Genomic DNA, 22,922 nt, shown 5'->3' on the forward strand with positions numbered 1-22,922 from the left:
ATAAAAAAGACTGCAGAGAAATTCTTCTCCGCAGCCTAATATTTATTTTTGCAAAAACGCCTGTAAATCTGCAAATTGTCTCTTTGCATCCTCATAGCCTTGCTCATATAAACTTTGTAATTTTGCTGTATCTTTTTCCATACGATCTACTTGAAGCGGCACTTCTGGGCGAATAACAAATAAATTCCCAGCTTGTTCTTCTTTTTCAATGTAGTGAAGTGTTTCATTATACACTTCATAACGATTCAGCATCGTGTTAACAAGGTTCGGATATTTTTTATAAGCTTTCGCTGCAACCCATCCAAACTTTGATTTTTTCTTTGCGTAACCATGATTTCTCGTTAAAATAACGACTGACTTTTTAAATCCGTCTTCTTGCGCTTTACGAACTGGAATCGGATCAGAAATCCCGCCATCTAACAATTGCTTACCGCGGTAATTTACTACCGGTGCAATGAAAGGCAATGAACTAGACGCTTGTAATAAATTTAGCGCATCATCATTCGTTCCTTCTTTTTCAAAATAAACAGATTGCCCTGTTTCACAATCTGTTGTCCCTACAAGGAAACGCTCTGGACTATTGAAGTATGTTTCAAAATCAAACGGCACATGCTTTTCTGGAATTTCATGAAAAATGAAATCCATATCGAATAGTTGACGTTTTTTCCACAAATTTTTATACGATAAATATTGTGGATGTGATGCATAATCAATATTGACTGTTTTATTTCTATTTCTTTGTCTGGAAAGATACGACGCTGCATGACAAGCACCAGCCGAGACACCAATCACATATGGAAAATATAAATCTTGTTCCATAAAATATTCTAATATCCCGCCCGTATATACACCACGCATACCGCCGCCTTCTAATACTAACCCCGTATTTTCAAGCATGTTACTCTCTCCTCTATATATATTGACTCTTTAATTATTCACTATGTTAAGTATCTTTTTCTATTATATATGAGTTCTTTCAGAAATTATATTCAAAAGGCTTGAGAAAAAAGTATTTTTTCTTCCAATTATATTTCCAAATGATCAGAGACATCCTTTATAAACCTTTGAATAAAATCTTGCTCTTCTTTCGTATATCCATCTAAAAGTAACAGCCACTTTTCTTCCGCTTGTTTATGCAACTTTTCATGAGCTTTATATATTTCATTTCCTCTTTCCGTTAAGCGGAAGAAAATTTCTTTTTGATTATCTAACATTTGCATCTTCTCAACGAACTGCTTTTGAAATAACTTTGTACAAATTTTAGAGATCGCGCCCTTCGTCATTCCCATTTCTGTCGTAATAGCCGTTACATTCATGAGACCATTTTGTCCGATACACTCGATAACATGTAACTCAGATAAAGACATACCACTTACACCTGTTTCACGAAGAAACTTCTCATTATTTTCTTTCAAATGCTCTTCTTTTTTATGAAAAAGTGTACGAATATCCGAAATTATTTCCATTTGTTTCGCTGTACGTTCCAATCCATTCGCCTCCTAAGTTTCCAAAGAAACAATTTAACTATATACCATTTTAAAATCATTTCTCCATCTTTACAAGTGAGAAAATCATGTTAAAATAAATTTAGTTTCCTAGGAAACTAAAAATAAGGAGGTTAGCATTATGGAAAAAACCAAACTGAATTTCATTTTATATGTTGTCTGTATGAGTGCCTTACTCAGTTCCTTCGCTCAAAATATTTACACACCGATCTTACCGATGATTCAAAATTCGTTTCATACTTCTCTTTATCTTGTAAGTTTAACCGTTTCACTTTTCACATTCATTCTTGCGATTATGCAGCTCATATACGGACCTTTAATTGATACAAAAGGAAGAAAATCTGTCCTTATCCCTAGTTTAATTATTAGTACAATCGGCTCAATTGGTTGTGCTTTCTCACCAAACATTTACTTATTTCTATTTTTTAGAGCTGTTCAAGCTATAGGAATAGCGGCTATACCTGTAGTTGCAGCAACGATTATCGGTGATTTATTTGAAGGAAAAGAACGCGGAGAAGCGATGAGCCTTTATCAAATGTTACTTGCTCTCGCACCTGCGATCGGCCCTCTTATAGGCGGTTATCTCGGCAGTATACACGGCCACTTATCTGTATTTCTGTTTTTATCTACAATTGGCATCATCTTATTAATTATAAACATTTCACTACTTCCAGAAACAAAACCAAATGTAATTAAACAACCTAAAGTAAAAAAGAATTACTGGCTTATCTTAAAAAATAAAACTGGATTTTCTATTACACTTATTGGCTTTATTCAATTTTGTATGTATTTCTGTTTCCTGGTTTTTTTGCCTAGCATATTAACAAATATATATCATCTACACGCAAGTGAAATTGGTCTTATGTTTGTACCAATGTCCCTTTCTATTATGTTAGGAAGTTATTGCTACAAATTTTTGCAAAAACAGTTCACAACAAAGCAAGCTTTATTCATCACTAGTTTCTTCAATATTATATGTATCACTTTATTCTCTTTCGCATATAGCAACAATATCCCAACCGTCATTATCGTTACCTCTTTATACGGTTTTAGCATGGGACTTTCTATGCCAACTCACACTACTTTATTAACGGAAGAATTCGTACAAGAACGCGCAACAGCTATCGGTATGTACAACTTCATTCGCTATTTTGGCATGGGTACAGGACCTATTGTAGGTGGGTTTCTTTTATTTAATCAAAATTACTTTTGGATTTTCTTTATAGGAGCAGTTACATTTCTACTTATAGTTTTATACGCAATAAAAATGTTACGTTTCTCTACCGCACAAAAGGCAAAATAGAGCCCCCGAAAGGTGGGCTCTATTTAAGCTCTTTGATCCGCAACAATATGAATATCAATATACTTTGTTTGTCTCATAATTTCATTTACAATAGAACCTTTTCGTATTTCTTCCCATCTTGTTCTCGCTGATTGTCCGAGTAAAACTTGTGTTACTTGTAGTCTCTGGGCAACTTCGATAATAACATCAGCTGGTTTTCTTCCTTTTGCTTCTTCTAATACAAAACTCGCATCAAATTGATTGGTTAACGATTTCCACTCTTCAATCGTCTGCTTTTTTTCAGCTGAAATAGAATCTATATTTTCCCTCTCAACGTTTAATACGTACAATTCAGCATTTAACCGATCAGCCATGCGCCATCCCCGTCTTATTAATTTCTCCGCTGTTGAACTGTATTGTACACAAACGAGAATTTTTTCTTTTACGCCAATTGGTTCTATTACTGTTTGGCTAATTTTCTCGTCCATATCATCAGCAACTTCTCGAAGTGATAATTCCCTAAGTGCCCCTAGATTATTAAGCGTAAAGAAATTTTGTAAGCTCTGCTGAATTTTTTCTTCCTTATATATCTTTCCATCTATTAATCTCTTCCTTAATACCTCAGGCGTTGCATCAACGAGCTGAATTTCATTTGCTTTTTGTAAAATAAAATCTGGAATACGTTCCCGTACTTTTACATTCGTAATTTGAGCTACAATGTCATGAACGCTTTCTAAATGTTGAATATTAAACGCAGATAATACAGATATACCGGCATCTAACAATTCTTGCACATCCATGTAACGCTTCTTATTTGTAGACCCAGGAATGTTACTATGTGCAAGTTCATCCACTACAACTACTTGCGGGCCACGCTTTATAATTCCTTCTACATCAAGTTCATAAAATACTTTTCCTTTATACTCTATTTCTTTTAAAGGAACTTTTTCTAAATCAGCAATTGCTTCTTCCGTCTCTTTTCTACCATGTGTTTCAATTAAACCAATTACAATATCAATGCCGTCTTTTTTCATCTCTCGTGCATCAAAAAGCATTTTATAACTTTTCCCTACGCCTGGGGCAGCCCCTACGTATAGCTTTAATTTTCCACGATTTTGTTGACGAATGTATTCTAAATATTCCTCTGGCGTTCGCCTTTGAAACGTCGGTTTATAATCATCCGCATACAAAACACTCACAACCCTTCTTGCGAAACAACACTACCTCAATCCGTTAGATTGAGGTAGTACTGTTACTATTTCATTAATTTCTGTAATTCTAAGTTTAACTTTAAGACGTTTACGCGATCTTCTCCAAATAAACCGAGGGCAGCACCTTCTGTTTGTTCCTTAATCAATTGATTTAACTTTTCTTTCGGAATATTCGTTAATTTAGAGATGCGATCTACCTGCACAGACGCTGCCTTTGGACTAATGTCAGGATCAAGCCCTGAACCTGAATTCGTCACTAAGTCTATCGGTACTTCTGTAACTGGAACGGTTGGATTTTGTTTCTTCCAGTCTTCCATACTTTTCTCTACTCGTTTCTCTAAATCTGGATTAGACGGTGCATAGTTATTTGAACCAGATGCTTCTGCTTTATATTCTATACTAGAGACACGTCCATGAAAATAACGTGGATCTGTGAAATTTTGACCGATTAACTTCGAACCAACTATTTCATCCTTATCATTATATATAAGACTTCCATCCGCATTATCCTTCATTACCGCTTGTGCAATACCAGTTACAATAAGCGGGTATACGAGGCCGCACAAAACTAAAAATGTAAAAGTAATACGAATAATTGGTGATAGTATACTTTGTTTCTTCGCCATCTTTTTCCCCTCTTCCTTATATGAACAAGCCGACAATCATATCAATTACCTTAATTCCAATGAACGGAACGATAACCCCGCCAAGCCCGTAAATGAGTAAGTTTCTGCTAAGCAATGCATTAGAGCTCATCGGTTTATATGCGATTCCTTTCATCGCTAATGGAATAAGTAATGGAATAATAACAGCGTTAAATATTAATGCTGATAAAATTGCTGACAGTGGTGACGTTAATTTCATAATGTTCAATGCTTCCATTTGCGGAATCGCAAGTGTGAACATCGCTGGAATAATTGCAAAATATTTTGCTATATCATTCGCAATACTAAACGTTGTTAACGCCCCGCGCGTCATTAACAATTGCTTACCAATTCCTACAACCTCAATAATTTTCGTTGGATTCGAGTCTAAATCAATCATATTTGCTGCTTCTTTTGCAGCTGTCGTACCGCTATTCATCGCTAATCCAACGTCGGCTTGCGCTAACGCCGGCGCATCATTTGTACCATCACCTGTCATCGCTACAAGCTTCCCTTTATCTTGCTCTGCTTTAATAACTGCAATTTTATCTTCTGGTTTACACTCGGCAACGAATTCATCTACACCTGCTTCTTTTGCAATTGTTGCTGCTGTTAATGGGTTATCCCCTGTACACATAACCGTTTTAATCCCCATCTGACGTAATTGTTCAAAACGCTCACGCATACCAGGTTTTACCGTATCCTTTAAATAAATTAAACCGTAAATACGATCATCTACTGCCACTACAAGTGGTGTTCCACCCTCTTTTGAAATGAAATCTGCTTTTTGATTTACATCTTTCGGAATTGTTCCGCCTTGTGACCCAACCCATTCAATAACGGCACCTACAGCACCTTTTCTCACTTTCGTTCCGTCCTGTAAATCGACACCACTCATTCTTGTTTCTGCTTTAAACGGAACGAACTCCCCTTGTTCTGCAAGTTCTCGATTATACGATATAGATTTCGTTTGCACATATTCTATAACAGATCGGCCTTCTGGTGTTTCATCTAAAACAGAACTAATAGCAGCCCACTTTCCAACTTGCTCAATCGTTTCATTTCCTACTGGAAGCAGTGTATGTGCCATTCGGTTCCCGAAAGTAATAGTACCTGTTTTATCTAAAATAATTGTATTAATATCGCCCGCAGCTTCTACTGCTTTCCCTGACATTGCTAACACGTTAAACTTTGTCACGCGGTCCATCCCAGCTATACCAATTGCCGATAATAACCCACCAATTGTCGTTGGAATTAAACAAACTAACAATGCTACAAGTACAGCTGTATCAATTTGAAACCCTAAATAATTCGTGAAAATTGGCAACGTCACAACAACGATTAAGAAAATAAGCGTTAAACTCGTTAATACTGTATTTAAAGCAATCTCATTCGGCGTTTTTTGACGAGCAGCCCCTTCTACTAATGAAATCATTTTATCAATAAATGATTCTCCAGGATTACTTGTAATAACAATTGTAATTTCATCACTTACGACCATCGTTCCGCCTGTTACGGAACAAAAATCGCCACCCGCTTCCTTTATAACAGGGGCTGATTCTCCTGTTATTGCAGATTCATCGACAGACGCTAACCCTTTTATTACTTCACCATCATTTGGAATCATTTCCCCTTGTTTTACGATAACAACGTCACCTTTTCTCAGATCAGTTGCTGAAACTTGAACAATGTCTCCATTTTCTTTTACGACATTTGCAAACACATCTTTCTTCGATTGTTTTAAAGAATCGGCTTGCGCTTTACCACGGCCTTCAGCTAACGCTTCTGCAAAGTTAGCAAATAAAACTGTAAATAATAGAATGAGAGAAACCGTTATATTAAACCATCCTGGTACACTACTAGAACTGCTTGGGAGAAAAGATAAAATGAACGTAATGATAAACCCAATTTCCACAATGAACATAATCGGATTCTTTATCATTACTTTCGGATTCAATTTCGCAAAGGATTGTTTCATCGCATGCGTCACGATATCACGATCCAACGTTTTCGCTTGTCTAACTTCATCTTCTACAGCATGTATTTGTGAATCGTTCAATTGTTTTTCTTTTACTACTACCGGTCTCATTATTTACCCTCCATTACTTCAATGTAAGAAATTCTGCAATTGGGCCCAGTACTAACATCGGGAAAAATGTTAATGCACCAACAATTACAATCGTTCCAATAAAGATTCCTCCAAATAAACCATTATCCGTACGGAACGTTCCGACTGTTTCTGGTACTACCGTCTTCTCTTTCAATGAAGCTGCTACAGCTAGCATCGTAATTAAACTGAAATAGCGTCCTAAAAACATAACTAAACCAGTCGTAATATTCCAAAACGGTGTATTATCTGCTAATCCTTCAAATCCAGATCCATTATTCGCAGCTGACGATGTGTATTCATATACAACTTGCGTTAAACCGTGAAAACCGGAATGAGAAATCGCATCCGTTCCTAAACTTGTTGAAAGAGCTAATGCAGAAAATCCTAAGATAAGTAATGGATGAAATAGAATCGTTACTGCAATTAATTTCATTTCCTTACCTTCAATCTTTTTACCTAAAAACTCTGGTGTTCTTCCGACCATTAATCCAGATATAAAAACTGCAATAATTGCATACATAATAATATTAATAAAGCCCGCTCCAACACCGCCGTATACTGTATTCAACATCATATTTACGAGTGGAACTAAACCGCCAATTGGCGTTAACGTATCATGCATCGTATTAACGGCCCCTGTTTCAGCAGCTGTCGTTACTGTTGCGTATAGTGAAGAAAATACTGTTCCAAATCGTACTTCTTTCCCTTCTGTACTTCCTTGTACATGTTCGATACCCATTCCATTTAATGTCGGATTCCCGTTTAGTTCAGATGTCGTAATCGTTATAAATCCTAGTAAAAACACCATGAATAGTGAAACGAAAAGGATACGCCCTTGTTTTTTATTTCCTACCATTCGTCCGTACGTAAATGGAAGTGCTGTTGGTAATAACATCATAAGCATCATTTGCAAAATATTACTCATTTGTCCTGGATTTTCAAAAGGATGTGTAGAGTTTGCCCCGAAAAATCCACCGCCGTTATTCCCAAGTTCCTTAATAGAAACGAATGATGCAACAGGCCCGCGTAAAATACTTTGTTTTGCTCCATCAATCGTTTGTGCTGTAACCGCCCCATCTAACGTTTGTGGTACGCCAAGTGCAACAAAAACTAGTGCCGCAATAAATGCGATAGGAAGAAACACTCTCGTTAACGCTCTCGTAAAATCAACGAAAAAGTTACCAAGTTCTTTTCCAGCAAGTCCTCTTATAAAAGCCATAACGAGCGCTAACGTCGTTGCTGGTGCCGCAAACATTAAAAATGTAATCCCGATTAATTGTGATAAATAAGATAAACCATTTTCACCGCTGTAATGTTGTAAGTTTGTATCAGCCATAAAACTAATCGCTGTATTAAAAGCGAGCGTAGGCTCCATCCCTTCAATATGCGCTGGATTTAATGGCAATACACCTTGTAATCTAAAAATGAAATATACAACGACAATCATAAATCCGTTGAGTAGAACTAATGATAATGCATACTGTTTCCACGTTTGATTGTATCCTTTTACACCTGTAATTTTAAAAATAAGTTTCTCAAAAGGCCCGAATACTTTATCTAGCATTTTGCTACCTTGAAAGGTTTTCTCTAAATAAATCCCCGTTGGCTTTGCTACTAAAATAAACAAGAGCATTGTAATAATGACTGCAACCCAAATCATAATGAATGATTCCCCCTAATTAAAACTTTTCTGGATTTAATAATGCGTATACTAAGTACACCGTAATCGCTGCAACAATAACCGATAAGGCAATCATCATGATTGCTTCCCTTCTTTCACAACTTTATCTGACCAACTTGCAAGACTTGCCATCGATGCTACTAATACAACAAAAATTCCGATCATCACAACATCTAACATAACAATCCCTCACTTTAAATGTTAAAATTTACCATTAAAATATTAAAAAAGAACACTGAGCTCTACTCAGTGTTCAAAAAATGAACAACAAAAAGTAAACCTCCTCTCTAAACGCTTACGAGGTTAGCTGTCGGATTCGGGCCTAAAGAGTAGCCCTACTTTCAAAACTGAAAGATTCACCCCAAGTGACGATGCACAAAATTGGTTCCCCCGCTCCATTTCTGGAACTCAGCGATTTTAGGTTTTTTTTGGAAATTTGATAAATGATTTATGAGAGTAAATATACTCCTCTATATTTCACTTGTAAAGAGGTAAATTACTTAAAATAAGAAAATATTACGCTATTTAAACGCTTACATTACGTATTATTAATATTCTTTCATCTGTTTTCTTGTCTTTTCTTTCTTTTTCATAGAAATGACCTTTTATATATAAAAAAAGAGCGAATGTATATAAGCACCCCACTTAGGCACACTTAACATTCGCTCTCGTTTTCATTCAGAATTTATTTACCACGTAAAAATGCACGTAAATTTCTCCCGCGAATATAAACTTGTGTCAATTCTGCATGTAGCTGCTCATACTCGGTAATATCCATCTCTAAATACAAAGCATCTTTTGATGGTAATATAATATATGGCCCTGGAAAAAGGGGATCAATCTGAACCAATTCTTGAACTCGCTCTACCGATACTGCCCAACGATTTGCTATATCTCCAAGTAATAGTACCTTCATCATTTCTTCCCCTGCCCTATTCAAAAAATAAAAAAGAAATATTATCACAATTTGTAAACACGACAAACTTAGCTCCAATTGTTTCATAGAGCCTCGCTGGATATCGTTTATTCCTTGTAACAACAGTAATAGGTGCTTGAAAAGAAAAACGAATGTGTTCTGTGAAGAAACTAACTGTTGGAAGCTCATCCCCTAGTAAAATCACCTTCTTAATTCGTGTGCAAATACTAGTAAAATCCTTCTCCTTATTACAGCTATAAGCTGATTCAAACCCATAATCTCTAACTTCAGCCGCTATCTCTTCATTGGCTGTAAAAATAATTAACTCATGCTGAAATGCTACTAGCTCTCTTAAACTCTTTACCTTGTTTTTTTCTCCAACACAAATAAGTGTTAGTTCCATGTACCGCATCCTCCTTAGCATAAAAGAATTCAAACGTAGATTGATATTCCCCTATACTAATCGGATCGATGAAGTGATGTATCCATCATGGCACCGTCCTCTCTCAAAACGCTTACGAAGTTAGCTGTCGGATTCGGGCTTTGAGAGTAGCCCTACTTTCAAAACTGAAAGATTCACCCCAAGTGACGATGCACAAAATTGGTTCCTCCGCTCCATATATTTGGACTCAGCGTATTACAAAAAATGTATTCTGGCTGATATATTACTCTTGTATTTGGAAAAAGTAAACAAAAAAAGCCAGTTGTAAAACTGGCCTTTTCATTCTTCATGCTTATGCTTTATTCAATTTATACGCAAAATGATTCGTCGGTCCATGACCACTACCAATATTCAATGGCTCTTCAATTGCTATACTAATAAATCGTTTTGCCTCTTGAACTGCTTCGTCCATTGAGTATCCTTTCGCAAGTCCAGCTGTAACTGCTGAAGCAAATGTACAGCCACTTCCGTGCGTTTGTTTCGAAGGAATTCGTTCACTTCTAAATTCAATAAACTCTTCTCCATCAAAGAGTAAATCAATTACTTCATTACCTTGATATTCCGCATGTCCGCCCTTCATAAGCACATATTTAGCACCTAATTCGTGCAATACTTTCGCAGCTTTCTTACTATCTTCTATATTATGAATCTCCATCCCAGTTAACACTTCAGCTTCTGGAACATTCGGTGTAATAACTGTTGCTACTGGTAATAAATATTCCTTTAATGCTTGAACTGCTTCTTGCTGTAATAATGATGCTCCGCCCTTTGCAATCATAACAGGATCTAGCACAATATTATTCCAACCAAATTTCTTAATCTGTTCTGCCACAATTTGAATAATTTCACTACTAAATAACATTCCTAGTTTCACTGCATCTGGTGTTAAATCCGTACCAATTGAATTCAGCTGTTCCGTAATACCTTCTAATGGAACAGGATATACCCCTTGAACGCCAAGCGTATTTTGAGCAGTAATTGCCGTAATAACCGTCATCCCATACACACTAAGCTCTTGGAATGTTTTTAAATCCGCTTGAATACCAGCACCACCGCCGCTATCAGATCCTGCAATTGTTAAAGCTTTATTCACTTCCATCTCACTCATCCTTTTCTATCCAAAATAGCGATGATAAATCGTCTTTGCTTCGCTTATATCTTTCGTTCCATGTACAAGTACACGGCCATCTTTGAAGGCAACTAACCTCTTTTCTTCAACAGAGAAAGATAGTAAATATGGATTTACATTTAAATTATTCACACGGCCTTCTAGTAGCTGTTTATATTGTTCAAAATCCATTTCTTCTTTATGAGGTGGTCTAATTTGAACTGTATTTCTCCCGCATAAAACTGCTGTTTTCGATGTGTTCTCTTTATTTAAATACGGATATAATGCATTCTCTCCGCACGAAGGACAATTATGTTTGCGAAGTTTTTGCACATTCATACATGAATACTCATTCTTCCACATATCAAACGATACAAGTCCATCTCGAAGTGATTTATAATCTTCTACTAACAGTTTAAGAGCTTCTGTTACTTGATGAGAAACGACAAGAGATACAGCAGGTGATATAATACCCGCTGTATCACATGTCGCCCCGCCAAGCGGAATCGATTGTAATAAACATGATAAACATGGTGTTTTACTAGGAAGAATTGTGTAAGAAAGACCGTAACTGCCTACACATGCACCATAAATCCATGGAATAGAATATTTTTGTGCTATATCATTCACAATAAAACGTGTTTCAAAATTATCAGTCGCATCAATCATTACATCAACGTTTGTAACAAGTTCTTCTAGCTCCTCAGCTGTTACATCTTGAACGAGGGCCTCTATTGTTACATCACTATTAATCTCTTCTAAACGCTTTTTAGCCGCTATAGCCTTCGGAAGATTATTTTTCACGTCGCTCTCTGCATACAATTGTTGTCTTTGTAAATTACTCCAATCGACATAATCACGGTCAACAATTGTTATCTTCCCAACACCAGCTCTTACAAACATTTCTGCATTTGCACTACCAAGTGCGCCTGCGCCGATAATAAGCACATGCTTTTCTCTTATCTTTTGCTGCCCTTCTTCCCCAATTGGAGAAAATAGTTCTTGGCGAGAATATCGATTATTCAACTACACTCATTCCTTCTAAAGGACTGCTTGCAGTTGCACAACGTTTACGTGCAATACGCCCCGCTTCAAAGCCTATGCGACCTGCCTCAATACCTAACTTCATTGCGTATGCCATCTTAATAGGATCTTTTGCTCCTGATATAGCCGTATTTAATAACACACCATCTGCTCCTAATTCCATCGCAAACGCTGCATCAGCTGGGCTACCAATACCTGCATCAACGATAACCGGTACTGTCGCTTGTTCAATAATGAAGCTTAAATTTAACGGATTTACAATACCAAGCCCTGAACCGATTGGTGATGCTCCTGGCATAATTGCATGCACACCTAGTTCTTGTAATTTACGTGCTAATACAACATCATCAGATGTGTACGGAAGTACGATAAACCCTTCTTCTAGTAACATTTCAGATGCCTTTAACGTTTCTACTGGATCAGGTAACAACGTTCTATCATCACCAATAACTTCAACTTTGATCATGTCACAAAGCCCTGAAGCTTTTGCTAATTTTGCAATACGAACAGCTTCTTCAGCATTTTTTGCTCCAGCTGTATTTGGTAATAACGTATATTTTTTCACATCAAGCTTCTCTAATAAATTAGGTTGCTTTGCATCAAATATATCCATACGACGTACTGCAAACGTTAAAATTTCAGCTTCAGAAGCGTCAATTGCTTTTTGCTGTACGTCAAAATCAGGGAATTTCCCTGTTCCTAATAAAAGTCTAGACTGAAATGACAATGGTCCAATGTTTAACATAATCAACCGCCTCCTACGAAAGTTACAATCTCAATTTGGTCTCCATCAAAAACAGATGTATCTGTATGATCATCTTTTTGTAAAATATCTTTATTACGCTCTACTACAACAATTCTGTTATCTAACTCTAAATGTGTAAGTAACTCAGCTACTGTTTTTACACTCTCTGGTACTTCAATTTGGTTACCATTAATTTTTAAATTCAAACTTCCATCCCCTTTCTAAACCGTTTTAGAAAGCAATGAATCTAGCAAGTGATTCTCCTGCTTTCCTTCTATTAAATCCGCCATATATTGACCAGAAACAGGGCTTAATAAAATGCCGTTTCGATAATGGCCCGTACAAGCATATAAACCTTTTATTTCTTCATGTTCTCCCATATAAGGAGCTTCGTGATTCGATTGTGGTCTTAATCCTGCCCATGCGCTTTCCCACTCTGCTTCTTTTAAAGCTGGCAATATTGTATAAGCACGCTCTAATATAGAAGTAATGCTTTCCGGTTGTACAGTTTTATTAAACGTATGCGGCTTCATCGTTGCTCCAATTACGTAACGTCCGCCGCGCTTTGGAGCAATATAAAATCTTTCTTGGAAAATAGGTGCCTTTAAAAGTGGTTTTCTACTTCTTACCGCTACTACTTCTCCTTTAACTGGATATGTACCCCATTCGCGGTGAAAATGACCTAGTAACTTCGTGCTCCATGAGCCACCGGCAATCACCACTTTTTCGCATGTGATTATACCTTCGCTCGTAACAATACCAGTCACTTTATTATTTTCAATACGAATATCAAACACTTCTGTCTGTTCATATATATCCGCACCGGAAATTGATGCAGAATGCGCGAATGCTTTCGTAAGCTCTGGTGCAATAACGTGACCATCTTTCGGATAATATACCGCTCCTATAATGGATTCGGATAGAAATGGCTCTTTTTCCCGTAAATGGTCTCCCGTTAGAAAATATGAATCTTCACCTGTTTTCTGTTGCCAATCCATAATGTGAAGAATTCTTTCCTTCTCATCTTCGTTTTGTGCAATACGATATATCCCTTTCTCCTCATATCCAATATCAATACCCGTCTTTTCACGTAAAACTGTTGCAAGTTGTGGAAATATAGCTCGGCTTTCTCTAGCAAGTTCAAATAGCGGGTCATACGCATCCCATTCTGCTTGAACACCAAGCAGGCCAGCAGCTGCTTTAGAAGCTTCCGATGCAATTTTTTGCTTCTCTATAATTGCTACTTTATGTCCTCTTTCTGCTAGAAAATGTGCAACTGAGCTACCAATTACACCACCGCCAATAATCGCTACATCATACTTCTCACACATGTTTTTCCGCCCACTTTCTTATTGATTCCTTATAAGATTTCGCTTTGCTATATGGGTTACTACTACTTACAATTCCGGACATAACTGCTATACCGCTTACACCGTTAGTAAGAACATCTACTGTGTTTTCTGGGGTAATTCCTCCAATCGCTGTAATCGATATAGATAAACAGCTTGCAATGTCTGAAATTTCTTCAAGTCTTCTCGCTGGCACACCTTTTTTACAATCTGTCGGAAATACATGACCATAAACGAGTGAATCCGCTCCATTTTTAAATGCTACTATCGCTTCCTCTAACGAGTGTACTGAATAACCGACATGCAAATAAGAAAACTTTTCTTTCACTAACCTTACATCTGCGCTTCGGTATCCTAGTTGAACACGCGGAATGTTTAATAAAATGGCAATATCAATTCGATCATTTATAACAAGCTTAGATGCTGGAAAGCCTTTTTTCAAAAGACTTTCCACCCCTTCATATAATTCCTTCGTACTTTTCTCACGCTCACGAATATGCAAATAATCAATCTCACTCTCAATTTGCATCGCTACATTCACTAACTCTTCGAATGGCATATGGCCATTTGAGATTACATGGAGCTCATTTTTCATATTCATTCGCCTACTTTAAAATGTTTTCGAATAATTCATCGGCAGGAACAATTTCTTTCGTCATTCCTTTGTCTTTCAACCATTTGTTTTGTTTCTCCCATGACTCTTTTGAATCTGATAAAAATGGCTCATCTTTCGTTTCCATCTTCTCTAATAAAATTTTCATGCTTTCTTTTTCAACTTCTGGTACAAGCGGGAAGTTTTCTTTTTCTTGATGATCTAATAAAATATTTAATGCTTCATCAGGGCTTTTCTTCATAAAGTCATACCCTTTTTTTGCCCCACGTAAAAAGGCTTGCAATGCTTCTTTATCTTTTTTCAACGTTTTATCACCTGTTACGAAAACAAGTTCATGATAATTAGGCACACCATATTCTGCTGGATTAAAGTACGCTGGTTCATGGCCTTCATGACGCATAACAGGTACTTCATGGTTAATGTATGCTCCTGTTACAGCATCCACTTTCTTTGTAATTAACGCTGGTACTAAATCAAAGCCAACATCAACTACTTTCACCGTATCAGGATTACCACCAGCTTCTTTTATCATCGTTTTTAAATATGCTTCACTTAAAGGAGTTCCAGAATATCCTACTGTTTTTCCTTCTAAATCTTTCGGTGATTGAATACCTGCTGATTTCAGCGATACGACATGATTTAACGGTGAACGTACGACAGCTCCAATTGATTTCACTGGAATTTGTTCATTTGCTCTGGCCATAACAACATCTGGCTGATAATACAAACCAACTGTCACTTTCCCTGCTGCAGCTAAAGTTAATGGATCAGTTGGATTAGAAGGGAATTTTATATTTACCTTTATTCCTTCTTCTTTAAAGTAGCCTTTTTCAATTGCTGCATAAATAAAGCTATGTACCGCATTTGGGTACCAATCGAGCATAACCGTTATTTCTTTCTCTTTTTTACTTTTATCTGATGCTGAATTACTCGAACATCCTGCAATCATTGCAACTAATAATGTAAACACAAAGATGCGTTTTAAAAATTTCATGAATGCTTCCTCCAACTAATGAATTTCTTTTCTAATATGGAAATAAGTATGACGAAGAAAATAGCTAATAATGATAACAATACAATGGGTGCAAATACACCAGCTCCATCTAACTGTGTCATCATTCTCTTACTGAAATAACCAAGCCCAGCTTGTGCACCGAGCCATTCACCGATTGCTGCCCCAATTACACTAAGCGGAACTGCAATTTTTAAAGCTGAAAAAAAATAAGGAAGAGCAGACGGTAACTTTAACTTAAGAAAAACATCTTTCTTCGTTGCTCCATATGTAACTAAGAGCTCCTCCCATTCTTTTTTCGTACTACGCAGTCCGTCATACGTATTGACCGCAATAGGGAAAAACGTAATTAAAACTGTAACAACAACCTTACTCCAGATGGTATATCCAAACCATAAAACGAAAAGCGGAGCAAGCGCTGTAATGGGAATCGTTTGTGAGGCAACTAATAATGGATAAAATGCCCTTTCCATCCATGTACTCGCATTCATTAACATCGCTAGCCCTACACCTAATACGATAGAAATAACAACACCTATTAAAACGACGTATAACGTTGCCGGTAAATGAACCGTAAATAATATGTCTTTTAGTTTCCATATTTTCATTACAATTGCTGACGGTGACGGTAAAATGTACATTTCATCTACAATTCTTGCTCCTATTTCCCACATAACGAGTAAAATGCTAGAAAGTGTAATGGCAGGAACTAATTCTTTCAATCGGTTCATCATACGAGTACCTGCCTTTGTAACATACTAAGAAGCTCATCTTTCAGCGCTAACACATCCGGTTTATATAAATCTTTTCGTGTTCTGTTATGATCAAGCGGCACAATCCGTTCAGTCAAAGTAGTTATCGGCTGCTGTTCCACCACTAAAATTCGATTCGAAAGAAACAACGCTTCTTCCACATCATGAGTGATAAATAAAATTGTTTTTTCCCACTCTTTCCATTGTTCAAACAACCATTCTTGCAAAGATGCCTTCGTTAAAGCGTCCAATGCGCTAAACGGTTCATCTAGCAATAATATCTCTCCGCCTGTTAATAATGTTCGGATAAAAGATACGCGCTGCCTCATACCGCCAGATAAATCTTTCGGGTATTTTCCCTCGTATCCTTGTAAACCAAATTTATGTAACAGTTCCTTTGCCTTTACTTGTGCTTCTTTCTTCTGTACACCCTGACATTCTAGTGGCAAAGCAGCATTCTCAATAATTGTTCTCCACGGCAGGAGCATATCTTTTTGAGGCATATACCCTACAGGATGACTTTTTGTTTCTGTCAGCTCTATCCGTCCAGTACTAACTTCTTCTAAGCCTGTAATAAGACGAAATAGAGTACTTTTCCCGCAGCCACTTGGCCCAATAATGCTTACAAACTCTTTCTCTTGTATAGAAGCATTTAATTCATCGATGATTGGCTTCTCATCATAATGAAAAGAAACATTATGAAACTGTAGTATGTTCTTGCTCCTCAAATCCCCACATCTCCTTACGATAGGACATATCCCAGAATAAATATTCAAATCGACTGGAATATAAGAAAATCTCCTCTAATCTTTCTAGCTCTCGCTCTGACTTTCCAATTGCCATTTCATCTAATAAATCTATTAACCAAATACAAAGGTTACCGTATTCTTCAGAACTATATCCTTGAATCCACTCACCAAAGAACTCATGATCTCTCGCTCCAGGAATATCATTTAAACGCTTTCCAATTTCCCAATAACTCCACATACATGGAAGAAGTGCTGCTATTAATTCCGCAAGTGTGCCATTTTGAGATACAGACATCATGTAATTTGTATAAGCTAAATTTTTAGCAGATGGTTTTGCTGATTCTATCTCCTCTATAGAAATTCCAAGCCTTTTTGCATACTGTTTATGGATCGTCATTTCTCCATTTAATATTCCATCAATTTGTTCAGCAAATTTTCCCATTACTTGTGGATTCGTTGCCTTTACAACACCGATGGCATATAGCTTTGCATAATCTAACAAATATAAATAATCTTGAATAATGTAATACTGAAACTTATCTTTTTCTAACGTGCCATCCCCCATCCCTACTACAAATGGATGATTATGACTCATCTCCCAAACTGGTTGTACAGTTTCTAACAATCTATTACAAAATTTCATTTCTATTTCCCCCTTCAATATATGTATCTAAATAAAAAACCACTTCTATAATCAGAAGTGGTTACAACAAATAAAATTATAGTTTATTCGTTGTTCCACTTCCCTTCGCTAGTATTACCTAGATCAGGTGTTGTAAGGGTTAAGGATTATTCCTCTCTCAGCACGAAAAGCACCCCTAGTGGTTTCAATATAAAATTTTCAAATAAAAAAGCCCCGTTTCTATACGCAAAGAAACGGGGACTCATCATTAGTGTCCGAATTGCTTCCCTACGCTAGCATAATCTAGATCAGGTAATGAAAAGGATCAAAGACTTAAGGTCTTACTCTCAGCTGGCAACACCAGCTCTCCTAGCAAACTATAAAATTATCACTGTCAGTATAACACCCTAATAAGACATCATCAACTGTTTTAATTTTCTCAATTGTCAACGAAATTACAGAGTTATATAATAATTATTATTCTATTTCGTAAAATAAAATCCCAATTAATTTCATAAAAAGGAATCATTATCCTGAAAAAATTTATTTTTATATTGATTTCATATTACATTTATGTGAATACACCCACTATATTATATCTTTATACTATAATAAAATTACAACTAACTATACAACTAGAGGAGGTCTCTATTATATGAATATGAAAGCTACAGCTCTAACAGCAACTACTGTCGCAATCGCCTCATTACTTCCTTCTATGGGCGAAACAAATGTACAAAAAGCAAACGCTGAACAATTATCTAATGTCAAAACTGGATATGTCAAAGTCGATCAAGTAGCCTTACATAAAGAAGATAATACAAATAGCACATCCCTTGATACAATTCGCTTTAATACGAAAGTTAACATACTTAAAACAACGAAGGATTGGTATAAAGTATCTGTTAATAATAAAGTAGGCTATGTACAAAAAGATGCTATTCTGCAAAAAAACAAACTTCAATCTACTAATCAATACATCGTCAATGCTAATGCATTGAACGTTCGCTCTGAACCTAATTTAGAATCTTCCATTTTAGATGTATTACCAAATGGTAAGTTCGTGACTATTCAAGGAGAACAAGGCGAATGGTATAAAATTTCACATAACGGTCAAACAGGTTATGTACAAAAAGCATTCGTATCTAATGGTTCGCAGCCCTTAGTAAAAGGAATCACAGTTCAAAATGATACGAAATATACTGTTGCAACACCTAAATTAAATGTACGTAGCAATGCTAGCACAAATGGCACTCTACTTGGTTCTTTACAAAACGGTACACAGGTACAAGTAGTAGAAACAGTAGGAACTTGGTATAAAATTCGTTTTGGCACAGGATACGGGTATGTGGCCAAACACTATGTGGTACAAAATCAACAGCAATCACAAGCTCAAACAGCTCAATCTTCAGCTATTCCAGCAGTTTTCAAATTCCCTACTCAAGGAAAAATCAGCTCAACCTTTGATATACGCTGGGAACAAATGCATTATGGAATAGATATTGCAGCACAAGGTAACGTCTCCATTCAAGCTGCCGCTGCAGGTAAAGTTATTAAATCATATTATTCAGCTAGTTATGGCAATGTAGTGTTCATCGCCCATCAAATAAACGGGAAATTATATACAACAGTTTATGCTCATATGAAAGATCGCACTGTACAAGCTGGTGATCAAATACAAACTGGACAATTACTAGGTCATATGGGTAACACAGGTCATTCATACGGACAACACCTCCATTTTGAATTACATAATGGAGAATGGAATTTTGAAAAAACAAATGCAGTAAATCCACTGCCGTATTTAGTTAGGTAAATTGTATGCCACGCAATATACCTCTCTTCATTGAATACTTAGCCTTTTTAGGTTTAATCTGTTGTTTAATAATTTACAATACAAACACTGTATTTTTATCTATTATCATTGCTTTTGTTGCTCTAGAAATTATGATGGAGTCATTTCAAGTGCGACTAAAGCAAAAAGTTGCCCATGTTTATAATGCTATTTTTCTATTAAGTGCCCTTATAACAAATGTTATTAGTAATGGCTTTTATTTATCTACTATAATTCCCGTATTCTTTATGGCTGTTTTATTATTCATAGCTAGATACATTAATGTCCCTAATAATAAAAAACATGAACAAGAAGCTTAGAAAGAGGAGACACTGTGTACCAATCTTTCAAAGATAACACAATGAAATATATATTAAATTTATACCAAAAACTAAATACTTTTTTTGGTATACAAGGAAGTTATACTGCACAACTTCTCCTATATGGAATGTTATTTCTCATCTTAATCACTTTCTCCTTGTTTTACTAACAAAAAAGGATCTCACATAACATTGAGATCCTTTTTAATTTATATTAATTTTTCATATGTAAAATACTGTTTAGCCACAAGCATATTTTTCATAAATAAAACTAAGATTATATTTTTTCTCTAAACCCATTCTTTGTTCATCGTCACACCAATAGAAAAGAATATCATGAATCGTCGCATAACGCTTATTTTTAAGAAATAGTTTAAAGAATGACGGTAAACAATCATGTAATTGTATAAATATATAATTGCGTAGTATTTCCTCTTTATATTCAATGCCCTTACAAATATACAGTAATTCTTCACAATAATATGCATGCTGTGGAACTTGAATCATTTCGAAAAATGGCACGTATGATAATAACTTTCCGATAAAATGGTTATATCGATCCATTATCCCTATTGTCATATGTTCCATCATTTCTTTCATCACATATAAATAATCATCTACATGAGTTGTCTTTAGTGGGTCTAATCGATCTGAAATTTGAGAAAGTACAGCTCTTTGACAAGCTAAAACTACTTGACTAGGTCCATAATATGATAGAAAATCTGTACACTTACGATACTTTCGTAATAAGTCATGTGTATATAAATCATACACAAAAGTATTACAATACATCGCTAGACTCATCATATCACTATTCAGCTGCTCTTTTGACTGTGCTTTAGCCCTCTTACACATATAGAAGAATGTAAACTCTAATATTTCTTTTTGAGATAATAGATGTTTACAATTTGTTATACATTTCTCATTAAATTTAACTCTATCCCAAATTTCTACATCCCCATCTGTTAATTCCCCGACACGATATTTAATAACTAAATAGTTTAAAGCAACTGCTTGTGTCAAAAGATCCCATGTTTCATATTCCAATGAAGTTTGGACAAATTCAGCTAGCCCTTGTGTTACCATAAAAGTATTTGCCTCTTCATACCAACCAATCTCTTGACATAAACGAAGAATACGTACTAAGGTTGGAATTTCATCTTTATGAAACTGTGGTAAATTCTTTACTCTATTCATTCCATAAACGATAACTGCTGCTAAATTTTCTTCTTTATAAAATTCTTTTTCTTTCCATGCTAATATAGTTCGCTCTTTTCCTTCACCTTTTGGGTGACAAGGTACAAGTAAAGATAATAATTCAGCAAAATTATTTGGTTCTATATATGTATCTGTAACCAAATTCCAATTTGGATCGCCCTGTACAGCCCTCATATAATTCCCCTTCCCTTTTTATCCCGCTATTTGCCGGGCAGTAAGACGCCCACCTCAAAATCCAGTGAATGCGAGGAAGTTAGGTGGGAAATAAAACTGCCCGTAAAAGCCCGATTGGTTCAACGAATAATCATTGGAGGATGGACAACCCCCCCAATAATTAAAGTTTCACTTTATCTACGTAGGAAATATTAATTCATTATTACAACACTAAAAATAAATATTGTTATATTCAAAACCTATCATAATACTTATATCTATCAGTATATCACTTTTTCTCTTATTTAAAATTAGGAATGAAAAATTTAAATAAACTGTCGAAAACCTTAACTATGTACTTATTATATAATGTCTCAGATACATCACGCTAATATATTAGTTTAATCCACATATACTAGAATAATGTATCTGATTTTTATCCATCATTTATCCCACTATTTGTGGACAATAACACTTTCACTAATTAAAGTTTAACTTTATTCCGTACGTTCCGAGATTTCACTTAAAGCGAACCCAGCTTGATCATCTGCCGCTTCTCTTATAGCTAAATCACCTAATGCTAGCATCCCGACAAGTTGACCGCCCTCAACTACTGGCAATCGTCTAATTTGATACTGTGCCATTAATTCTGTAGCTTTTTCAATAGAATCATCTGGAGAAACCGAAACAATGTTTGTCGTCATTACATTTGTAATTTTATTAGACCCAGGATGTTTTTCAGCAATCCCTCGAACAACTAAATCTCGATCAGTAACAAGCCCAACGACTTGTTCATTTTCAAGAACAGGAATCAATCCAACTGATTCTTCCTTCATTTTTACAGCAGCCTCATATACATTATCTAACGGTGTACAATGTACAATATGAGTACTCATAAAGTCTCTAACTTGCGTCATTTTTTATCTCCTCCTTTTAATACATACCATAGTTTTTCCTAAATTCCTTTATTTATTTGAGGAAAATAAGATGATAAAAAAGAGGATTATACACAATAAAAAAGAGCCAGCATATTGCTGACTCTTTCTTTATGACCCGTACGGGATTCGAACCCGTGTTACCGCCGTGAAAGGGCGGTGTCTTAACCACTTGACCAACGGGCCATGGCTCCGCAGGTAGGACTCGAACCTACGACCGATCGGTTAACAGCCGATAGCTCTACCACTGAGCTACTGCGGAATAAATATATGGTGGGCCTAAATGGACTCGAACCATCGACCTCACGCTTATCAGGCGTGCGCTCTAACCAGCTGAGCTATAGGCCCATATACTTTACAGGGGCAGTAGGAATCGAACCCACACTGGAGGTTTTGGAGACCTCAGTTCTACCTTTAAACTATGCCCCTAAATGATGCCGGCTAGAGGACTTGAACCCCCAACCTACTGATTACAAGTCAGTTGCTCTACCAATTGAGCTAAGCCGGCATAAAAAAAAATGGTGGCTCGGGACGGAATCGAACCGCCGACACGAGGATTTTCAGTCCTCTGCTCTACCGACTGAGCTACCGAGCCAACATAAATGGCGGTCCCGACCGGGGTCGAACCGGCGATCTCCTGCGTGACAGGCAGGCATGTTAACCACTACACCACGGGA

25 protein-coding genes, 6 tRNA genes and 4 riboswitches are annotated in these 22,922 nt (G+C 36.3%); of the genes, 3 read left to right on the forward strand and 28 right to left on the reverse strand.

Features of this window, described 5'->3' with window-relative positions:
* Positions 1–42: 42 nt before the first annotated feature.
* Positions 43–897, reverse strand: coding sequence for a patatin-like phospholipase family protein (locus G9F74_RS18370; protein WP_000892699.1), 855 nt, complete (start codon positions 895–897; stop codon positions 43–45).
* 128 nt (positions 898–1,025) lie between these two features.
* On the reverse strand, positions 1,026–1,487 hold the full coding sequence (locus G9F74_RS18375) for a MarR family transcriptional regulator (RefSeq protein ID WP_000442447.1): 462 nt from the start codon (positions 1,485–1,487) through the stop codon (positions 1,026–1,028).
* 139 nt (positions 1,488–1,626) lie between these two features.
* Here G9F74_RS18375 and G9F74_RS18380 point away from each other — a divergent pair, with 139 nt between their 5' ends.
* A complete protein-coding gene (locus G9F74_RS18380) occupies positions 1,627–2,808 on the forward strand; it encodes an MFS transporter (protein ID WP_016107844.1) in 1,182 nt (393 codons plus the stop codon).
* 23 nt (positions 2,809–2,831) lie between these two features.
* Here the strand turns inward: G9F74_RS18380 and kdpDN are convergent, their stop codons facing one another.
* The 18 genes from kdpDN to tenA form a co-directional block, all read right to left on the reverse strand.
* On the reverse strand, positions 2,832–3,986 hold the full coding sequence (gene kdpDN / locus G9F74_RS18385) for a KdpD-like non-kinase potassium sensor (RefSeq protein ID WP_080119665.1): 1,155 nt from the start codon (positions 3,984–3,986) through the stop codon (positions 2,832–2,834).
* Between the two features lie 56 nt (positions 3,987–4,042).
* The gene (kdpC, locus tag G9F74_RS18390) at positions 4,043–4,624 is read right to left on the reverse strand and encodes a K(+)-transporting ATPase subunit C (RefSeq protein ID WP_001085547.1); all 582 of its coding nucleotides are present in this window, start codon (positions 4,622–4,624) and stop codon (positions 4,043–4,045) included.
* A gap of 16 nt (positions 4,625–4,640) precedes the next feature.
* The gene (gene kdpB / locus G9F74_RS18395; RefSeq protein WP_016107842.1) at positions 4,641–6,731 is read right to left on the reverse strand and encodes a potassium-transporting ATPase subunit KdpB; all 2,091 of its coding nucleotides are present in this window, start codon (positions 6,729–6,731) and stop codon (positions 4,641–4,643) included.
* 13 nt (positions 6,732–6,744) lie between these two features.
* The gene (gene kdpA, locus G9F74_RS18400; protein ID WP_016107841.1) at positions 6,745–8,412 is read right to left on the reverse strand and encodes a potassium-transporting ATPase subunit KdpA; all 1,668 of its coding nucleotides are present in this window, start codon (positions 8,410–8,412) and stop codon (positions 6,745–6,747) included.
* A gap of 19 nt (positions 8,413–8,431) precedes the next feature.
* A complete protein-coding gene (kdpF, locus tag G9F74_RS18405) occupies positions 8,432–8,512 on the reverse strand; it encodes a K(+)-transporting ATPase subunit F (protein WP_000972378.1) in 81 nt (26 codons plus the stop codon).
* Complete coding sequence (locus G9F74_RS18410) at positions 8,509–8,613, reverse strand: SipW-dependent-type signal peptide-containing protein (RefSeq protein ID WP_000887889.1); 105 nt, start codon at positions 8,611–8,613, stop codon at positions 8,509–8,511. Before G9F74_RS18410 ends, kdpF begins: the two co-directional genes overlap by 4 nt.
* 98 nt (positions 8,614–8,711) lie before the next feature.
* Positions 8,712–8,857, reverse strand: a riboswitch (cyclic di-AMP (ydaO/yuaA leader).
* A 261-nt stretch (positions 8,858–9,118) separates the two neighbouring features.
* Entirely contained in the window at positions 9,119–9,352 is a 234-nt protein-coding gene (locus G9F74_RS18415) for a hypothetical protein (RefSeq protein ID WP_015000156.1), read from the reverse strand.
* A gap of 13 nt (positions 9,353–9,365) precedes the next feature.
* Positions 9,366–9,752 (reverse strand): hypothetical protein, encoded by a 387-nt coding sequence (locus tag G9F74_RS18420; RefSeq protein WP_000424094.1) that lies wholly within the window; start codon positions 9,750–9,752, stop codon positions 9,366–9,368.
* Positions 9,753–9,845: 93 nt separating this feature from the next.
* A riboswitch (cyclic di-AMP (ydaO/yuaA leader) is annotated at positions 9,846–9,994 on the reverse strand.
* Positions 9,995–10,083: 89 nt separating this feature from the next.
* Complete coding sequence (gene thiD, locus G9F74_RS18425) at positions 10,084–10,890, reverse strand: bifunctional hydroxymethylpyrimidine kinase/phosphomethylpyrimidine kinase (protein WP_000453552.1); 807 nt, start codon at positions 10,888–10,890, stop codon at positions 10,084–10,086.
* Positions 10,891–10,905: 15 nt separating this feature from the next.
* Positions 10,906–11,925 carry a thiazole biosynthesis adenylyltransferase ThiF gene (gene thiF, locus G9F74_RS18430; RefSeq protein ID WP_001065430.1) on the reverse strand — a complete coding sequence of 340 codons (1,020 nt, stop codon included), beginning with the start codon at positions 11,923–11,925 and terminating at the stop codon, positions 10,906–10,908.
* A complete protein-coding gene (thiG, locus tag G9F74_RS18435) occupies positions 11,918–12,688 on the reverse strand; it encodes a thiazole synthase (RefSeq protein WP_016107840.1) in 771 nt (256 codons plus the stop codon). Before thiG ends, thiF begins: the two co-directional genes overlap by 8 nt.
* 2 nt (positions 12,689–12,690) lie before the next feature.
* Positions 12,691–12,894, reverse strand: coding sequence for a sulfur carrier protein ThiS (gene thiS, locus G9F74_RS18440; RefSeq protein ID WP_001049505.1), 204 nt, complete (start codon positions 12,892–12,894; stop codon positions 12,691–12,693).
* A gap of 15 nt (positions 12,895–12,909) precedes the next feature.
* On the reverse strand, positions 12,910–14,019 hold the full coding sequence (gene thiO / locus G9F74_RS18445; protein ID WP_000333290.1) for a glycine oxidase ThiO: 1,110 nt from the start codon (positions 14,017–14,019) through the stop codon (positions 12,910–12,912).
* Entirely contained in the window at positions 14,012–14,632 is a 621-nt protein-coding gene (gene tenI / locus G9F74_RS18450) for a thiazole tautomerase TenI (RefSeq protein WP_016107839.1), read from the reverse strand. Before tenI ends, thiO begins: the two co-directional genes overlap by 8 nt.
* Positions 14,633–14,642: 10 nt before the next feature.
* Positions 14,643–15,644, reverse strand: a complete 1,002-nt coding sequence (locus G9F74_RS18455; RefSeq protein ID WP_000670425.1) for an ABC transporter substrate-binding protein — start codon at positions 15,642–15,644, stop codon at positions 14,643–14,645.
* Entirely contained in the window at positions 15,641–16,393 is a 753-nt protein-coding gene (locus tag G9F74_RS18460; RefSeq protein WP_002059286.1) for an ABC transporter permease, read from the reverse strand. The genes G9F74_RS18455 and G9F74_RS18460 overlap by 4 nt, the downstream gene beginning before the upstream one ends.
* A complete protein-coding gene (locus G9F74_RS18465; protein ID WP_001256784.1) occupies positions 16,393–17,142 on the reverse strand; it encodes an ABC transporter ATP-binding protein in 750 nt (249 codons plus the stop codon). Before G9F74_RS18465 ends, G9F74_RS18460 begins: the two co-directional genes overlap by 1 nt.
* Positions 17,111–17,806, reverse strand: coding sequence for a thiaminase II (tenA, locus tag G9F74_RS18470; protein ID WP_000666918.1), 696 nt, complete (start codon positions 17,804–17,806; stop codon positions 17,111–17,113). Before tenA ends, G9F74_RS18465 begins: the two co-directional genes overlap by 32 nt.
* Before the next feature lie 83 nt (positions 17,807–17,889).
* Positions 17,890–17,993, reverse strand: a riboswitch (TPP riboswitch).
* A gap of 60 nt (positions 17,994–18,053) precedes the next feature.
* Positions 18,054–18,166: riboswitch (TPP riboswitch) on the reverse strand.
* 274 nt (positions 18,167–18,440) lie between these two features.
* Here tenA and G9F74_RS18475 point away from each other — a divergent pair.
* Together G9F74_RS18475 and G9F74_RS18480 are read left to right on the forward strand one after the other, a co-directional pair.
* Positions 18,441–19,601: an SH3 domain-containing protein gene (locus G9F74_RS18475; RefSeq protein ID WP_001056044.1), complete on the forward strand. Its 1,161-nt coding sequence runs from the start codon at positions 18,441–18,443 to the stop codon at positions 19,599–19,601.
* A 5-nt stretch (positions 19,602–19,606) separates the two neighbouring features.
* Positions 19,607–19,939: a hypothetical protein gene (locus G9F74_RS18480; RefSeq protein ID WP_001137815.1), complete on the forward strand. Its 333-nt coding sequence runs from the start codon at positions 19,607–19,609 to the stop codon at positions 19,937–19,939.
* A gap of 240 nt (positions 19,940–20,179) precedes the next feature.
* On the opposite strand, the gene G9F74_RS18485 is transcribed toward G9F74_RS18480, so the two are convergent.
* The 8 genes from G9F74_RS18485 to G9F74_RS18520 form a co-directional block, all read right to left on the reverse strand.
* The gene (locus tag G9F74_RS18485) at positions 20,180–21,331 is read right to left on the reverse strand and encodes a DUF3965 domain-containing protein (protein WP_001203043.1); all 1,152 of its coding nucleotides are present in this window, start codon (positions 21,329–21,331) and stop codon (positions 20,180–20,182) included.
* A gap of 476 nt (positions 21,332–21,807) precedes the next feature.
* Entirely contained in the window at positions 21,808–22,227 is a 420-nt protein-coding gene (locus G9F74_RS18490; RefSeq protein ID WP_000195540.1) for a CBS domain-containing protein, read from the reverse strand.
* Between the two features lie 132 nt (positions 22,228–22,359).
* Positions 22,360–22,431 (reverse strand) — tRNA-Glu (locus G9F74_RS18495).
* Position 22,432: 1 nt separating this feature from the next.
* Positions 22,433–22,507 (reverse strand) — tRNA-Asn (locus G9F74_RS18500).
* A 9-nt stretch (positions 22,508–22,516) separates the two neighbouring features.
* Positions 22,517–22,593, reverse strand: a tRNA-Ile gene (locus tag G9F74_RS18505).
* 10 nt (positions 22,594–22,603) lie between these two features.
* A tRNA-Trp gene (locus G9F74_RS18510) sits at positions 22,604–22,674 on the reverse strand.
* A gap of 6 nt (positions 22,675–22,680) precedes the next feature.
* Positions 22,681–22,753 (reverse strand) — tRNA-Thr (locus G9F74_RS18515).
* Positions 22,754–22,764: 11 nt separating this feature from the next.
* Positions 22,765–22,840: transfer RNA gene (locus G9F74_RS18520), tRNA-Phe, on the reverse strand.
* Positions 22,841–22,922: the final 82 nt, after the last annotated feature.

The organism is Bacillus sp. EKM202B (assembly GCF_011066025.1).
Classification (GTDB): Bacteria; Bacillota; Bacilli; order Bacillales; family Bacillaceae_G; genus Bacillus_A; species Bacillus_A toyonensis.

Excerpts from the sequence above, each read along its gene's own strand:
- G9F74_RS18370 (WP_000892699.1), bottom strand. The coding sequence starts at position 897 with ATGCTTGAAAATACGGGGTTAGTATTAGAAGGCGGCGGTATGCGTGGT.
- G9F74_RS18380 (WP_016107844.1), top strand. The coding sequence starts at position 1,627 with ATGGAAAAAACCAAACTGAATTTCATTTTATATGTTGTCTGTATGAGT.
- kdpC (WP_001085547.1), bottom strand. The coding sequence starts at position 4,624 with ATGGCGAAGAAACAAAGTATACTATCACCAATTATTCGTATTACTTTT.
- kdpB (WP_016107842.1), bottom strand. The coding sequence starts at position 6,731 with ATGAGACCGGTAGTAGTAAAAGAAAAACAATTGAACGATTCACAAATA.
- kdpA (WP_016107841.1), bottom strand. The coding sequence starts at position 8,412 with ATGATTTGGGTTGCAGTCATTATTACAATGCTCTTGTTTATTTTAGTA.
- kdpF (WP_000972378.1), bottom strand. The coding sequence starts at position 8,512 with ATGATGATTGCCTTATCGGTTATTGTTGCAGCGATTACGGTGTACTTA.
- G9F74_RS18410 (WP_000887889.1), bottom strand. The coding sequence starts at position 8,613 with ATGTTAGATGTTGTGATGATCGGAATTTTTGTTGTATTAGTAGCATCG.
- G9F74_RS18415 (WP_015000156.1), bottom strand. The coding sequence starts at position 9,352 with ATGATGAAGGTACTATTACTTGGAGATATAGCAAATCGTTGGGCAGTA.
- G9F74_RS18420 (WP_000424094.1), bottom strand. The coding sequence starts at position 9,752 with ATGGAACTAACACTTATTTGTGTTGGAGAAAAAAACAAGGTAAAGAGT.
- thiD (WP_000453552.1), bottom strand. The coding sequence starts at position 10,890 with ATGGAAGTGAATAAAGCTTTAACAATTGCAGGATCTGATAGCGGCGGT.
- thiG (WP_016107840.1), bottom strand. The coding sequence starts at position 12,688 with ATGTTAAACATTGGACCATTGTCATTTCAGTCTAGACTTTTATTAGGA.
- thiO (WP_000333290.1), bottom strand. The coding sequence starts at position 14,019 with ATGTGTGAGAAGTATGATGTAGCGATTATTGGCGGTGGTGTAATTGGT.
- tenI (WP_016107839.1), bottom strand. The coding sequence starts at position 14,632 with ATGAAAAATGAGCTCCATGTAATCTCAAATGGCCATATGCCATTCGAA.
- G9F74_RS18455 (WP_000670425.1), bottom strand. The coding sequence starts at position 15,644 with ATGAAATTTTTAAAACGCATCTTTGTGTTTACATTATTAGTTGCAATG.
- G9F74_RS18460 (WP_002059286.1), bottom strand. The coding sequence starts at position 16,393 with ATGAACCGATTGAAAGAATTAGTTCCTGCCATTACACTTTCTAGCATT.
- tenA (WP_000666918.1), bottom strand. The coding sequence starts at position 17,806 with ATGAAATTTTGTAATAGATTGTTAGAAACTGTACAACCAGTTTGGGAG.
- G9F74_RS18475 (WP_001056044.1), top strand. The coding sequence starts at position 18,441 with ATGAATATGAAAGCTACAGCTCTAACAGCAACTACTGTCGCAATCGCC.
- G9F74_RS18480 (WP_001137815.1), top strand. The coding sequence starts at position 19,607 with ATGCCACGCAATATACCTCTCTTCATTGAATACTTAGCCTTTTTAGGT.
- G9F74_RS18485 (WP_001203043.1), bottom strand. The coding sequence starts at position 21,331 with ATGAGGGCTGTACAGGGCGATCCAAATTGGAATTTGGTTACAGATACA.
- G9F74_RS18490 (WP_000195540.1), bottom strand. The coding sequence starts at position 22,227 with ATGACGCAAGTTAGAGACTTTATGAGTACTCATATTGTACATTGTACA.